This window comes from Methylocaldum szegediense (assembly GCF_949769195.1).
Lineage (GTDB): Bacteria > Pseudomonadota > Gammaproteobacteria > Methylococcales > Methylococcaceae > Methylocaldum > Methylocaldum szegediense.
In genome coordinates this window covers 4,617,193-4,630,672 of sequence record NZ_OX458333.1, presented here as the reverse complement: position 1 = coordinate 4,630,672, position 13,480 = coordinate 4,617,193, and the positions used below count along the sequence as shown (strand labels likewise).

Below are 13,480 nucleotides of genomic sequence, written 5' to 3'. Positions count from 1 at the left end.
CGCTCTCAACAGGGTCACCATGCGTTCGATTCGACGAGCACTGATTTTTCTCGGCTTTCCGACCGCACTACTCGCCAATCCCTGGGCAGCCGTCCCCGGCCCGACCGCCGGTCCGCCGCGTGTGATAGGCCAAACCACCAACGGCTGCATAGCTGGGGCGGCCGAACTCCCAACCGAAGGCGACGGCTATCTGGTCATGCATCTGGAACGCAAACGCTACTTCGGCCACCCCTCGTTGATCCGCACGATCCGCACCCTAGGCGCGCGAGCCCACGAAGCCATCGGCGTGATCCAGGTCGGCGATCTCTCCCAAGCCCGAGGAGGCCCCATGCCCTTCGGCCATCGCAGCCATCAGACAGGGCTGGACGCCGATATCTGGTTCAACCTCGACCCGGGACTCTTTAGGAACGCCGACCGATGGCGTGCCAACATTCCCGCCCCGAGTCTCTTGAACCGCGCTGGAAACGGCCTCAATCGTCGGCTTTGGAGCAGACAGCACGAACGATTGTTGAAGCTGGCGGCAACCATCCCCGAGGTCGACCGGATCTTCGTGAACGCACATATCAAGCGCGAACTTTGTCGAACCGTTCAAGGCGATCGCAGCTGGTTACAAAAGATTCGCCCGTGGTTCGGCCACGACGACCATTTCCATGTACGCCTAGTATGTCCGTCGGACAGCCCCGAATGCATCCGGCAGGACCCGGTTCCACCGGGCGATGGCTGCGATTCCAGCTTGTCCTGGTGGTTCCAGAAACACCCGCCTGGCCCGGCCAAGCCGGCACCGCCGAAACCCCCAATGCCCGAAGCGTGTCAAGCACTGTTAAATGGCGATTAGGTTTGTCGATGAAATCCGCAAATCTTGAGATCAGGCGAATCGAGATCCATAAGCTGGACGTGCCGCTGATCGCGCCGTTTACGATTGCCTCGTCGAGACTCGATCATGTCCGCAATCTTGCGGTGCAGATCACGCTCTCCGATGGCGCGGTGGGTTGGGGTGAAACACCGACACTGCCCCCGGTGACGGCCGAGGATCAAGCCACGGCATTCGACGCGCTGACCCGGGAAGCCTCCAGCTTGGTGGGACAAGCAGCGGGCGAATGGCGGCGAATCGCGGCGGAACTCCTGGAACGGATCCCGGGTCTCCCCTCGGTCCGGGCCGGAATCGAAATGGCCTCGATGGACGCGCTGGCCCACAGTTGCGGGATTCCTCTATTCCATTTTTTCGGCGGATTTCAGAATCGGTTGGCGACCGACATCACCATACCGATTTGCGCTGCCGACGAAGCGGAAGCCCTCGCCCGCCGATACCGTGAAGAAGGCTTCGAAATCCTCAAGGTGAAAATCGGCCTGGACCGCTCCGACGACATCGCGCGGCTCCTTGCCATAAAACGCGGCCATCCCGGGTGCCGTTTAATCCTGGACGCCAATGCCGGCTACACGGCCGAAGAGGTTCTGATTCTGCTCCGGGAACTTCGGCAGGCCGGCATCGAGCCGAACCTGCTTGAACAACCCGTGGCCCGAGAAGACTGGGACGGTCTCGGAAAACTGGCGCGAGAAGCGGGCATGCCGGTAGCCGCCGGCGAATCTTGCCGCACGCCGGAAGACGCTCTCCGCATCGTGACGCATCGCCTCGCCCAGGTCATCAACATAAAACTGGCCAAGTGCGGCGTGGTTCAAGCGCTTGACATCGCCGCTATCGCCCGCGCCGGCGGCGTCGCTCTGATGATCGGCGGCATGGTCGAAACGCACTTGGCGATGGGTTTCAGCGCGCATTTCGCGGCAGGGCTCGGAGGGTTTCAGTGGGTCGACCTGGACACGCCAATGCTGCTCGCGGACGACCCGGTCGAAGGCGGCTGTAAGCCGGTCGGACCGCATTACCTACTGGATCCTGGAACCGCCGGGCATGGCGGGCATTTGACTTAAGGACGCTCGGAACGAATACCTCTCAGGTTCGATCAGCAAGCGATTCCCGATCCACGATCGTCGCAGTCCGTTCCGCTGGGCTACCGCACGCCTTGAACTCAGCGACCAATGGCCAGCTCACACCCGACTGCGCCTTGCCCGATCTATAAGCCTCGGTGCACGGGCATTATGGAACGAACGTGCCATTGTTCCGGGATGCCTTTAGTTTCGCGTATTCCTGCTCGTTACGAGCCCATCTCGACCGGCCGTAGAGATAGCCCACAAAGGTCCAGACCGAAGCCCCCAACAGCAGGCGAAACGGAAGATTACCCTGAGTACTGAAGATATCGCCGAAAACCTGATGTTGAAAAACCACGGTCGAAAAAACGAACATGAAGCCGCCCCATTTCAAGACTCCATGGGTCCAGATGAAGTGGCGCTTTCCCCTGGCGCGGGTTCGTTCCCATTCAGCCAGGCGTTGCGGTGTCCAGGTAGTATGAGTGTTCGTCATGTCGTTCCCTATCACGATCCAATAGGCGCTGCTTAACGAAGCTCCGAACAAGTCGGTTGCGTTCATGCTGTTCGACAGGTTTGCCGAAGGGCATGACCAAAGCTTCCTTTAGGCTTCATCAGCTGATTCTCATTGCAAAACTTCGGCGTGACAATTCCTTACGGTCGCGGAGTTGCACCAATACAGTGGGCGAAATCGAAAACTTCTGCTTTTTCGATTGAATTAATCCGAAATGCGGCGTACGGTTTGGCTGTCGCCGTTAAAAAAATACCACCAGAAAGTCTCTTCCACCTCCGCGACGAAGTTGATATCCGACCGATAGATATGCTGACAGCCGATCGCCGTAATGCCTTCTTCGGGTTCTTGGCCTACCTCGTATTCGTTGTCTATGGGAGCCTGGTACCTTTCGAGTTCCGCGACTACTCGTTCGATGAAGCGCTCGAACAATTCGCCGCGATCAGATATCTGGACCTCGGGATCGAATCAAGAGCCGACTGGATAGCCAACATCGTGCTTTATGTACCTTTGGCATTCCTGGGCTGCGCCTCGGCCGTCGGCATGCGCTCGACCGCAGCACTGCGTCATCTAACCACGCTAGCGGTCTTCGCGTTCTGCATCGCGGTCGCGATTGCGGTGGAGTTCATCCAGATATTCTTCGCGCCGCGCACGGTCTCCTTGAACGATCTCTTGGCCGAGACACTGGGCTCGATCGGCGGCATTGCCCTTTTCAGTCTGGGACGATGGCGCATCGTGCGCTTGTTGGACGCCTTCGCCGAAGGCGGACGCTCGTCCTTATATGCGGCGATCATCGCCTACTCGGTGCTGTATCTCCTGCTGTCCATGTTTCCCTACGATTTCGTGCTCTCGGCCCGAGAACTCGAATGGAAATTGAATTCGGACAATTGGGGGTGGCTAATCGCCGGTAACTGCAGCGGCTGGCTGCGTTGCACGGCGCGCCAGGTCAGCGAGATTCTCGCCATCGCTCCGCTTGGGACTTTCATCGCTCTCGCCGCTCCTGTCTTGCGGTTTCGCCGTATCTTCCTGATAGGCGCGGTACTAGGCCTCATCCTGGAACCGTTTCAGTTACTGCTCGCATCAGGTGTGAGCCAAGGGCTATCGGTGCTGTGGCGCGGAGTGGGACTGGTGGTGGGCGCAGCGATCGGCCGACTCCTCCGCCGGTATGGCCCCGTAGCCTTGGCTTGGATCATTAAAACGATCATCCCCTTCGCTGCGGTTCCATATCTACTAGCACTGCTTGCCGTCAGCGGCTGGTTCTCGTCCGCCTGGCTGCCCCTCGGCGATGCTGTCGCTCGTCTGGCTGATGTCCGGTTCATTCCTTTTTATTATCACTATTACACGACCGAACAGGCTGCGTTGGTGAGCCTACTCGCCCAGGCGGGCATGTACGCCCCGATTGGGCTTGCTATCTGGGCAAGGCGCACTCATGGGAGCGGAACCGAAAAACCAGGGGTGCTGCAAGCGTCGTTGTTCGCCGCCGCGCTGGCGTTGCCCGTCGAATTCGGCAAGCTTTTGGTTCCGCCCAAGCATCCGGATTTCACTAATCTGCTGATTGCCGCAGCGAGCGCGGCAGCGGCCTACGCACTGGCCCATTGGGTCGGAGCAATCTTGACCGGTGGCCGAGAACGGACCACGCGGCCGAGCCCCGAACGAGTCCAAGAGCACCCCTCGGCACAACATTCAAAAACACCGATGCCTACGTATAGTGCACCACACCCTTTTGGCGTGTTCATCGCTTTGGCCGCAGCATTGGCTGCTGTTGTCGGCATTCTATTTTATTCAGCCGGCATGCCGTGGCTGGTCGCCGCATTGGTCGGTTACGCGGTGTGGTTGTGGCGCCACCCCGGCGGATGGCTGTTCGTAATTCCCGCTCTTTTACCGGCGCTCGATTTAAGCCCTTGGACCGGCCGTTTGATGCTGGACGAGTTCGACCTGACCGTGCTCGTTACCATCGCCGTAATCTATCTGCGAACTTATGGGATAAAGCCGCGGCCTTGGCCGAACCGAAGTGTGTCATGGGCCGCAGCGCTCTTGTGGCTAAGCTGGTTGCTTTCAAGTGCGCGCGGTTTGTGGCCACTTTTGGACAATGAAGGCACCATCTTGGACAGTTCTCATTCACCACTCACCGCTTGGTTGGTCGGCAAAGGACTCTTGTGGGCGCTGTTGTTCGTACCTCTGATGCGACGCGTGCCCGAGGAGAATTGTGGAGCAGCCCTCCGCCTGATGAGAAACGGTTTGGTCACCGGCTTGGCAGCGGTTACGCTGGCCGTTTTATGGGAACGTCACATATACGTCGGGCTCAGAGATTTCGAAAATGTGTTTCGCGTAACTGGGACCTTCGCCAGCATGAACACGGGTGGCGCCTACATTGAAGCCTTCATTGCCTTCGCTTTTCCAGCGCTTGTCGTTTCCGTACTCACGGCACGCCACTGGCTACTGAAACTACTCGGCCTCGCCTACGCCGCATGCGCCAGCTATGCCATGCTGGTGACTTTCTCGCGCGGCGGCTACGCCGGCCTCATCGCAGGATTGGTGCCGATCCTGTGGAGCATCCTGCGACGGCCGAAGGAATTTCCGATCCATCGCTGGCTGGCGCTCGCCGGACTTTTGACGGCGTCGATCGCCGCCGCTGTTCCCGTACTTTCCGGCGGATTCGCTCAATCTCGGCTGGCACGCATCTCGGAGGATCTCTCTACTCGGGAAGCGCATTGGGAGCGCGCTCTGGGTTTAATGGATGACGGACCGATAACAACACTAATTGGAATGGGCTTCGGGCAATATCCCATTCTCTACGCGCTGGGAGCGGAAACGGCCAAAGTACCAGGTACTTTCACCGTCATGCGCGAGGGCGACAATTCTTTCCTGCGTCTCGGTGCCGGCGAGACGGTTTTCCTCGACCAGATTGTCGATGTTGAACCCGGCGAACGTTACCTACTGTCTGCACGAATTCGCCAGCCTGAAGGTGAAGGCACTCTCGGAACTCCACTTTGTGAAAAGGCGCTACTTTATTCCTTCGAATGTGGCGGGGCGGAGTTGCGCTCACACTCGTCCGATGGATCATGGAACACGGTCACTGTCGAGGTGAACTCGGGAAAACTCGGCGCGGGCGGTAACTGGCCTCACCGCTCGGTAAAGCTGTCCCTGCACAACAAGTCAGCTCACATGCTGGACGTGGACGCCGTCAGCCTCAAAACGAAAGACGGACGCGAGCTAGTGGCTAACGGAGAATTCGACGAAGGGATCGCACGATGGTTACTCGTAAGTGATCAGAAGGAATCTTGGCACATTGACCAACAAGTGGTGGAGATGTACTTCGCGCAAGGCGTATTGGGATTGGCGGCCTTTGCCCTATTGTTGGTCGGCGCCGGAATAAACCTGTGGCCGGTCTTGTTGAAGGGAGATCTTGAAGCCGCGTTGCTGGCCGGCTCACTGATAGGGTTTCTTACTGTCGGATTATTCGGCAGCACGATGGATACCGCGCGACTGTCTATGCTGTTCTATCTCGGAGCGTTCGGTATAGGCGTTCTGGTGCGTAACCCACATACTGAACGTCCGGTACGGCGGTTCTTGCGGAGTATGACTCATGAGTGAAATCCGATACTCCGCGGAAACTTTTGCTTAATCCGGGAAACCAAGAGCTTTTCGGGCACCTGCCAAAGCGCCGCTGAGTTCATCCGATATCGTCAAGCTCGCCTGCGCACTAAATTAACGCAAGGAGAGGATACTCCCCTGGAGTCGACAGCTGTTCCTGGCGTTGACGTGCTGTTGTACGAGGAGCACCATCATCCATTCGCAGATGGCGCTTATTCGCGCTGCCACCGAGCCGCGGCCCGTTTTAAGTAACGGCTAAGTCGTCAACTCAAAGTTCTGAACCGAATTCACCGCTGGTTAAAGCAATGCGGGCATACGGTCCGATGTACTGCCGTATTGGCATCGATTGCGGTACCGATACGATCGCTCGCCTTGTGGGTGCCTGGCCAGGCTAGTGATGCTGGCATGATGGACGATAATTGTACCTCGGAAGTTATAGTATAGTTATCCAAGTTTTCCAGGCGCCCGTCGACTTATGCGCCGGCAAATCTTAATCAATCACAAGAATAAGCCATGCCTGTATTAGTTCATGAGTTACTGACGAGGACAGCCGAAAAAACACCTTACAGCACCGCGATACAGATCCACGACGCCAGCCTCTGCTTCGGCGAACTGGACGCCATGGTGTCGAAATTGGCTCGATCGTTATCGGCCATTGGACTTTCGCGTCAGCAGCGTGTCGCGGTCTACCTTCCCAAACAGATCGAAACGGTCACGAGCTATTTGGCCATTTCTCAGGCTGGTGCAGTATTCGTACCCGTCAATCCCGTGCTCAAGGCCGAGCAGGTTGCCCATATTCTGCGGGACTGCAATGTCAGGATTCTAATTACCTCTCAAAGCCGTTTCATGGGTTTGATGAGCGCGCTCGCGACCTGTACCGATTTGCATACCGTGGTCTTGACCGATATGACGGAATCTTTCCCCGAGATTCCCGGAATTCAGGTCATGAGCTGGGCGGATTTGTCGCAATTGGAAACATCCGCCCCGACGCCCTCCGTCATCGACACCGATATGGCCGCCATTCTCTATACTTCCGGCAGCACCGGTAAACCCAAGGGTGTTGTGCTGTCGCACCGAAACATCGTCACCGGCGCCAAGAGTGTCGCCCAGTATTTGGATATCGTCCCCGACGACCGCCTTCTTGCCGTTTTGCCTTTCAGCTTCGACTACGGGCTAAACCAACTAACCACGGCGCTGCTCAAAGGCGCCTGCTGCGTGTTGATGGATTACCTCGTACCCAAGGACGTCATCACGGCTCTGACGCGCTATCGCATCACGGGACTCGCGGCGGTTCCACCTCTTTGGGCCCAGTTGGCACAACAGCAATGGCCGGCGAGCATCGATGAACATTTGCGCTACATGACCAATTCTGGTGGGAAAATGCCGAAAGCGACCCTGGAGCGCATCCGTAACAACGCGCCAAACGCCAAGTTTTTCCTGATGTACGGTCTGACCGAGGCGTTCCGCTCCACTTACCTTCCGCCCGACCAGATCGATCGCCGCCCGGACTCGATGGGCAAGGCGATTCCCAACGCCGAAATCATGGTCGTACGCGAGGACGGTACACCCTGCGCACCGCACGAACCCGGCGAATTGGTGCATAGAGGGTCGTTGGTCGCTTTGGGCTATTGGAATGATCCTGAGAAAACCGCCGAACGTTTCCGGCCCGCACCGGGAAGACCACACGAACTCCCCATACCGGAAATCGCCGTCTGGTCCGGCGATACCGTAACCATGGACGAGGAAGGTTATCTTTATTTCGTCGGGCGCAAGGACGACATGATCAAGACTTCGGGTTACCGGGTCAGCCCGACCGAAATCGAAGAAGTCATCTACTCGACCGGACTCGTTTCGGAAGCGGCCGCGATCGGCGTACCTCATCCGATGCTAGGCCAAGCCATCGTTGCCGTCGTTTCTGCCAGCTACTCCGAGGTCAAGACCGAGGACCTGATCAACGCTTGCCGCCAGCGGCTCCCGAATTTCATGGTGCCGGTGTCGATCCAGGTTTTGCCTGAATTGCCGCGAAACCCGAACGGCAAAATCGATAGAAAACGACTCGCTTCGCAGTTCGCCTACCTCTACCAAGAAGGTGTTCATGAATAAGGAACTTCCCCGCCACGCTCCCTTGACCCAATTTCCAGTTGAAGATGACTGCCTGGTCGTGGGCGGCATGAGGTTGACGCGTTTGGCCGAGCGCGTCGGACGAACGCCGTTTTACGTCTACGACCGCCGGCTCATTACGGAACGCGTCGAACATTTGCGCAAGTTTCTTCCCAAGGAAATCCACCTCCATTACGCGATGAAGGCCAACCCGATGCCAGCGGTCGTGCAACATCTAGCGGGTCTCGTGGACGGCTTTGATGTGGCTTCCGCAGGCGAGATGAAAGTCGCGCTCGACACGCCCATGCCGCCCGAGCACATTAGCATGGCAGGTCCCGGCAAACGCGCCGAAGAGCTGTCCTCCGCGATCGCAGCGGGAATTCTGATCAACGTGGAATCGGCTCACGAGTTGGATGTGATCGCCCGGCAATCGGAACGCCTCGGCTATCCCGCCCGAGTCGCGATCCGCATCAATCCAGCGTTCGAACTCAAATCTTCGGGCATGAAAATGGGTGGCGGTCCCAAACAGTTCGGGGTCGACGAAGAGCAGGTGCCGACCCTGTTGCGGCGTATACGCGATTATGAGCTGGATTTTCACGGCTTCCACATTTTCAGTGGGTCTCAGAATTTGCGATCGGAAGCCATCATCGAGGCCCAAAAAAAGAGCGTCGAGCTCGCCCTGCGTCTGGCTGACCACTGCCCTTCTCCAATCCGTGTTTTGAACATCGGCGGCGGGTTTGGCATTCCTTATTTCCCGGGCGAACAGCGTCTCGATATCGCACCGATCGGGGAGCAACTATCGGAGCGTCTCGAAGACATTCGGCCTTACCTACCGAATGCTACCGTGGTGATCGAGTTGGGCCGGTATATAGTCGGCGAAGCCGGCTTGTACGTTTGCCGAGTAATCGACCGAAAGGTTTCCCGCGGCCAGGTCTTTCTCGTAACCGACGGAGGACTCCATCACCATCTCGCCGCCTCCGGAAATTTCGGTCAAGTCATTCGAAAGAATTACCCGGTGGTCATTGGCAATAAAGTCCAAGGCACGGAAAGAGAGGAAGCGAGCGTTGTCGGTCCGCTATGCACGCCTCTGGATATTCTCGGCGATCGGATGGATCTGGCGCGGGCCGATATCGGAGATTTGGTGGTGGTCTATCAATCCGGCGCCTACGGCTATACGGCAAGCCCAAGTCTATTTCTCAGTCAGCCTGTCGCTACCGAGGTCTTAGTTTAGTTAAACACATCCTCGTAGAAACGGAAGGTGACAGCTTAGACGGATTCAGAAAACTGAAAAATCGCGGCTGTTCTATTAGTGCGGTTCACAAAGTTCGGCCGATTCCCGTTCGTACACTTCGAAGCCCACGATCTTGCGGCTATAGAGGTCGAGGTACGCCCTTTTACCTCTGTAAGAAACCAATCTATCTGATGCGACATCTATCCTGATAGAGGGAGACTCGGGTGAGATGACACAAGTACCGTTGAGGAATGGAGGTGGTTGTCTGGAAGGCATAGCGGTGCAAGGTGGGTTCCAAATCCGCCGTGCCATCGAGATAAGTTTGCACGACCTCCTCGAAGCGGCCGTTGAGCCATTACAACGTGCTATCCGTTGGGGCCCGACGAGCGAAACCAGGCGGCGACCGATGACATATCCGGCGCAGATGCGAGCGACGTCACGGTCGCCCGCGGAAGGTTTGACGCAGGTCAGGAAGCCGTCGCCAAATACCGACTCTGCATAATCGCACGGGACCTGGCACCTTAGACTGTTACTTCAAACAGTTCCGCTAATTGCTGTGCACCGGAACGCCTTTCAAATTTGCGAATTATATCCGGACGAATTCTCGGAACTGTGCCGTTGCGAACGGCGTCAAGGAATCGTGGCAGAGTTTCGGCAATTTCGACTTGATTATCCAATGGCGCAATAAACTCCACCTCCGCTTCGCGGAGCACCCGCGCGGTATCCCCCCCTTTATCCGTCAGCGCCAAAATCGGTTTATTCGCCCTTAGGTACTCGTAAATTTTTGCGGGAATCTGATGATTACAATTCGCTCCCTGAAATAACAATAAACCGTCAGACTCTAACATCTCGACCAAGGCTTCTTCGTATCCAATAGGCGGTTTTAGAAAAACCAAATCTTCAATATCGTATTGTTGAAGCAAGCCCCGCAAATAATCGTCATGCCCCGTCGCTCGTAGAACAATCTGAACATCGCTATCCGTCAAACCGGATTGTTTTTTCAGTTTTCCAACGGCGGCAAAAAAGTCACGTGGGTCTCGCTCCGACGGATATATGACGCCACTGTGGACTAATCTCAGTGCCCGCTGCCCGCCCGGCTGCGCTACCGATTTCGCGCGAGCCTCGGCACGAACGAAGTTCTCTTCATCATACCCGTTCGGAATCATAGCCAGCTTCTCGGCAAACTCGGGATACCGTTCGGCATACATCCGAACCGCTCCGGGTGTAGTAAATATCGCACGAGAACTATGACGCAAAGTCTTAGCTTCGATCCACCGAAAAACCCTCCACCGTCTTGGTTCTCTGGGATAGTCGGGTTCGGTCATCGAGTCACGAAAATCAGCCACCCACGGTATACCCGTAATGCGGTGCAGAATCAGACCGATTAAATGTGCGGTTGCAATAGGATACGTGGACCACAGAACGGACGGACGGTAGCGCCAGATTAAACGTAAACCCGTTAATACCCCTCCGATCACCCAGGTTACCCAACGATCAGGCAGTGCGAGCACTTCCGGATAGCGCCGTAGAATCGCCAGGTGCTTTGCCGTGTCCAGAGCGAAAGCACGGGCGACCACAATATCGGACCTGATCTCGTGTAATTGATCCGGGCTAGATAGCTCATAAGCCGAAGGATTGACGGTAAGTACAATCGGTTTCCAATTGAATTCGGGCAAGTACTGGGAAAATTTCAACGTCCGTTGCACTCCGCTGCTCACACGAACGGGCGGATAGTGGTAGGCGACCATCAAAACCGATCTGTTCACCATGAGTTTAGCCACTCCAGTGTCCAGGAAGCAGCCTGATCACGCCATTCACGAGTGGAAAACGTATGATCGGCTTCAGGTAGCTCGCGACGGGAAATCCGCGGATGGCTCAGCAGTTGTTGCCAGTCCGCGTCTCGCGAAACAAGGTCCCGAAATTGGTCTGCCGTCAAATCACGTCCACTTAAAATCAAAAGTACCCGACCGGAGAATCTTTCCAGACCAACCCGCATCCGTTCGGGCAAAGGCAATTTTTCCATAAAATGCCCGTCTGCTTTTGAAGCGATTGGATTTTGCTTCCTAGCCGAACTCAACAGCGCCTTGGATGCGAACGCTGTCAACGAGGAAAGGGATTGCTGGAAATCGAAATCGCCCTTGGCAACCTTGCGCCATAAATCGGCACTTAAAAGTCGCTGTCGATAATAGCGCTTCAAATAGACCTTCGCTTCACTCTGCTCAGTGTGAACCCACGGATTCAAAAGAACGAGTCCTTTCACTCGCTCATCTCGATGAGCGTAAAATAACGCTGCAGACGCCGCGTCGCACAATCCCCAAATCACGATTTCACGTAGTTCTGGCTGAGCATGGACAAAAGCCTCGATTGCACTGGCAATATCCTCGCCGATGTTTTCGAATGTCCGCTGTTCACCTCCGGAATCTCCCATCCCTCTATAATCGAAACGGAGCACCGAAAAGCCGTGACGTGCAAGATAACGTGCCAGCAAAACGAATTGCCTATGGCTTCCAACGCGGTACTGCGGCCCACCTACTACAATCACCACGCCTCGGCGATTGACCGTGGGCGCGGAGTGAAGAATCCCCACGAGTGCTTGGCCGGCACACTCAATGACCATTGGTTTTTCAAAAAAGCCAGGCTCTAGCATTCGAAAAACGTGCTGCTAAGCTGAATAAGTTCAGGAACACTAGTGATTTCCTGAGTACTCCAGAAAGGTTCGCCCACTATCGCCTCATAATGAGTATTAATGCCGGCGCTGGCCCAAATCGACAAAAACTGCTGATTGGCTGGAGTAGGCTGTTCTTTAAGCGTCGAACTAATTTCGAATACGCCCAATTTTTGCAGGCTGCCAGTTACCGTCGTCTCAAAATCCAATTTCTCGATTTCACGCACCCACTCCGGATGCAGTTCGTATCCAGCGATCTCTAGGGATTCACCTTCCGCAAATCGATCACGCAAGCCTCTGACCGTCTCTCGTTTTCCGGTCATCATGCCAGCTGCCACACGTAAGCGAAGAAATTGCGTGAGAAAAATCTCACCTTTCAATATTGGTTGCCAAAGCAGCAAACTCTTAAATTCCTTGTCCGAATAATGCAGGAAATCGAGTGCTAAAAGAGCTCCCGCCCGTAGCGCCCAGAGACTGATATCTTTCACCTGCTTACCCCGCAACCAAGCGATTGCGGCTTCCATATCCTGCAACCACTGCGACCAGCGAGCGTCTAAAGTATCTCCATCACTATCTCCGGTACCGAATAAATCCACCGTTAGAACACTAATACCCCTTTCGGCCAAAGCCCTCGCCTGCAAAGCGACCATTCGGCGCGCCTTGTTCATCTCCTCTGCAAAGGCCGGAACATGCACAACTGCATGCCCTTTGTATGCGTCTTCATTGCCTGGAAAGTACAAACAAAACAGCTTTCCAGCCGCGATTGGGAGAAAAAACGGACGCGGCTCGCAGCGATCAGATCGAGTCATGTACGAGATCTTAATTTTTGCTCGACGAATTCCGCCAGGCTCGCCACGGATTCAAAGACAGATGCTTCGACTTCGTCATCGTCGACAACAAAGCCGTAAGACTCTTCGAGTGCGGTTAGCACCGAAACCACGGCCATCGAATCAAACTCCGGCAATTCACCGAGAAGACGAGAATCCGACGTCAACCGACTCCCTCTTTCCCCAAGTTGAAGTACCTGCGTTAGCAGATCAATTATGTGTTGTGCAGTAGACATAAAAACTATCTTGCTGTATTGAATTCCCAACGAGTGACGATAGCCTTTCAAAAAACAATTATCTAAATTAAGAAACCGAACTACCGCCAACTAAACAACAAATTACGCCACCTGAGTTCAATGCCACCCATATACCGCTCAAATGCCGTTAAGAACCTTGTGGTTTACCATGTAGCGTAACTATCCGAAAACAAAGGATTAATCAATAGAAGCTTCCAATCCTTGCTCGATGACCTCTTGGTGGTGGCTCAATTTAGTTTAAAGCAGTGGCGATTAAGAAGATGCCGAGCGCGTCCTCCTGCACAATCGCTCCCGGACCTAGCCAGCGATGACATCCTCACCTTGTATCATGGCTTTCCCGCCTTCTGGATTCTTATCGTTTACCCAGTTGCCTCCCCC

General features: G+C 55.6%; 10 protein-coding genes. 5 read left to right on the top strand and 5 right to left on the bottom strand.

The genetic code is table 11. The features are described 5' to 3' along the window. Nucleotides 1-19 precede the first annotated feature (19 nt). Together mepA and QEN43_RS20380 are read left to right on the top strand one after the other, a co-directional pair. On the top strand, nt 20-835 hold the full coding sequence (mepA, locus tag QEN43_RS20385; RefSeq protein WP_026610068.1) for a penicillin-insensitive murein endopeptidase: 816 nt from the start codon (nt 20-22) through the stop codon (nt 833-835). An 8-nt stretch (nt 836-843) separates the two neighbouring features. Further along, nucleotides 844-1,923, top strand: coding sequence for a dipeptide epimerase (locus QEN43_RS20380; protein ID WP_317963551.1), 1,080 nt, complete (start codon nt 844-846; stop codon nt 1,921-1,923). A gap of 166 nt (nt 1,924-2,089) precedes the next feature. Here QEN43_RS20380 and QEN43_RS20375 read toward each other — a convergent pair whose 3' ends face one another. Beyond that, on the bottom strand, nt 2,090-2,413 hold the full coding sequence (locus tag QEN43_RS20375) for a hypothetical protein (RefSeq protein ID WP_156912700.1): 324 nt from the start codon (nt 2,411-2,413) through the stop codon (nt 2,090-2,092). Between the two features lie 324 nt (nt 2,414-2,737). Between QEN43_RS20375 and QEN43_RS20370 the strand changes: the two genes are divergently transcribed. From QEN43_RS20370 to QEN43_RS20360, 3 genes are all read left to right on the top strand, one after another. After that, nucleotides 2,738-6,022 carry a VanZ family protein gene (locus QEN43_RS20370; RefSeq protein WP_026610065.1) on the top strand — a complete coding sequence of 1,095 codons (3,285 nt, stop codon included), beginning with the start codon at nt 2,738-2,740 and terminating at the stop codon, nt 6,020-6,022. Between the two features lie 513 nt (nt 6,023-6,535). Next, a complete protein-coding gene (locus tag QEN43_RS20365) occupies nt 6,536-8,125 on the top strand; it encodes an acyl-CoA ligase (AMP-forming), exosortase A system-associated (protein ID WP_026610064.1) in 1,590 nt (529 codons plus the stop codon). Then, nucleotides 8,118-9,353 (top strand): pyridoxal-dependent decarboxylase, exosortase A system-associated, encoded by a 1,236-nt coding sequence (locus QEN43_RS20360; RefSeq protein ID WP_026610063.1) that lies wholly within the window; start codon nt 8,118-8,120, stop codon nt 9,351-9,353. Before QEN43_RS20365 ends, QEN43_RS20360 begins: the two co-directional genes overlap by 8 nt. A gap of 521 nt (nt 9,354-9,874) precedes the next feature. Here QEN43_RS20360 and QEN43_RS20355 read toward each other — a convergent pair. Genes QEN43_RS20355 through QEN43_RS20340 form a run of 4 tightly spaced genes read right to left on the bottom strand, consistent with a single transcriptional unit; the run spans nt 9,875 to nt 13,081 of the window. Then, entirely contained in the window at nt 9,875-11,134 is a 1,260-nt protein-coding gene (locus QEN43_RS20355) for a glycosyltransferase (protein ID WP_156912699.1), read from the bottom strand. Next, nucleotides 11,116-12,000 carry a hydrolase 1, exosortase A system-associated gene (locus QEN43_RS20350; RefSeq protein WP_026610061.1) on the bottom strand — a complete coding sequence of 295 codons (885 nt, stop codon included), beginning with the start codon at nt 11,998-12,000 and terminating at the stop codon, nt 11,116-11,118. The genes QEN43_RS20355 and QEN43_RS20350 overlap by 19 nt, the downstream gene beginning before the upstream one ends. Continuing rightward, nucleotides 11,994-12,827: a hydrolase 2, exosortase A system-associated gene (locus tag QEN43_RS20345; protein ID WP_036268147.1), complete on the bottom strand. Its 834-nt coding sequence runs from the start codon at nt 12,825-12,827 to the stop codon at nt 11,994-11,996. Before QEN43_RS20345 ends, QEN43_RS20350 begins: the two co-directional genes overlap by 7 nt. Further along, nucleotides 12,824-13,081 (bottom strand): acyl carrier protein, encoded by a 258-nt coding sequence (locus tag QEN43_RS20340; protein WP_026610059.1) that lies wholly within the window; start codon nt 13,079-13,081, stop codon nt 12,824-12,826. Before QEN43_RS20340 ends, QEN43_RS20345 begins: the two co-directional genes overlap by 4 nt. Nucleotides 13,082-13,480: the final 399 nt, after the last annotated feature.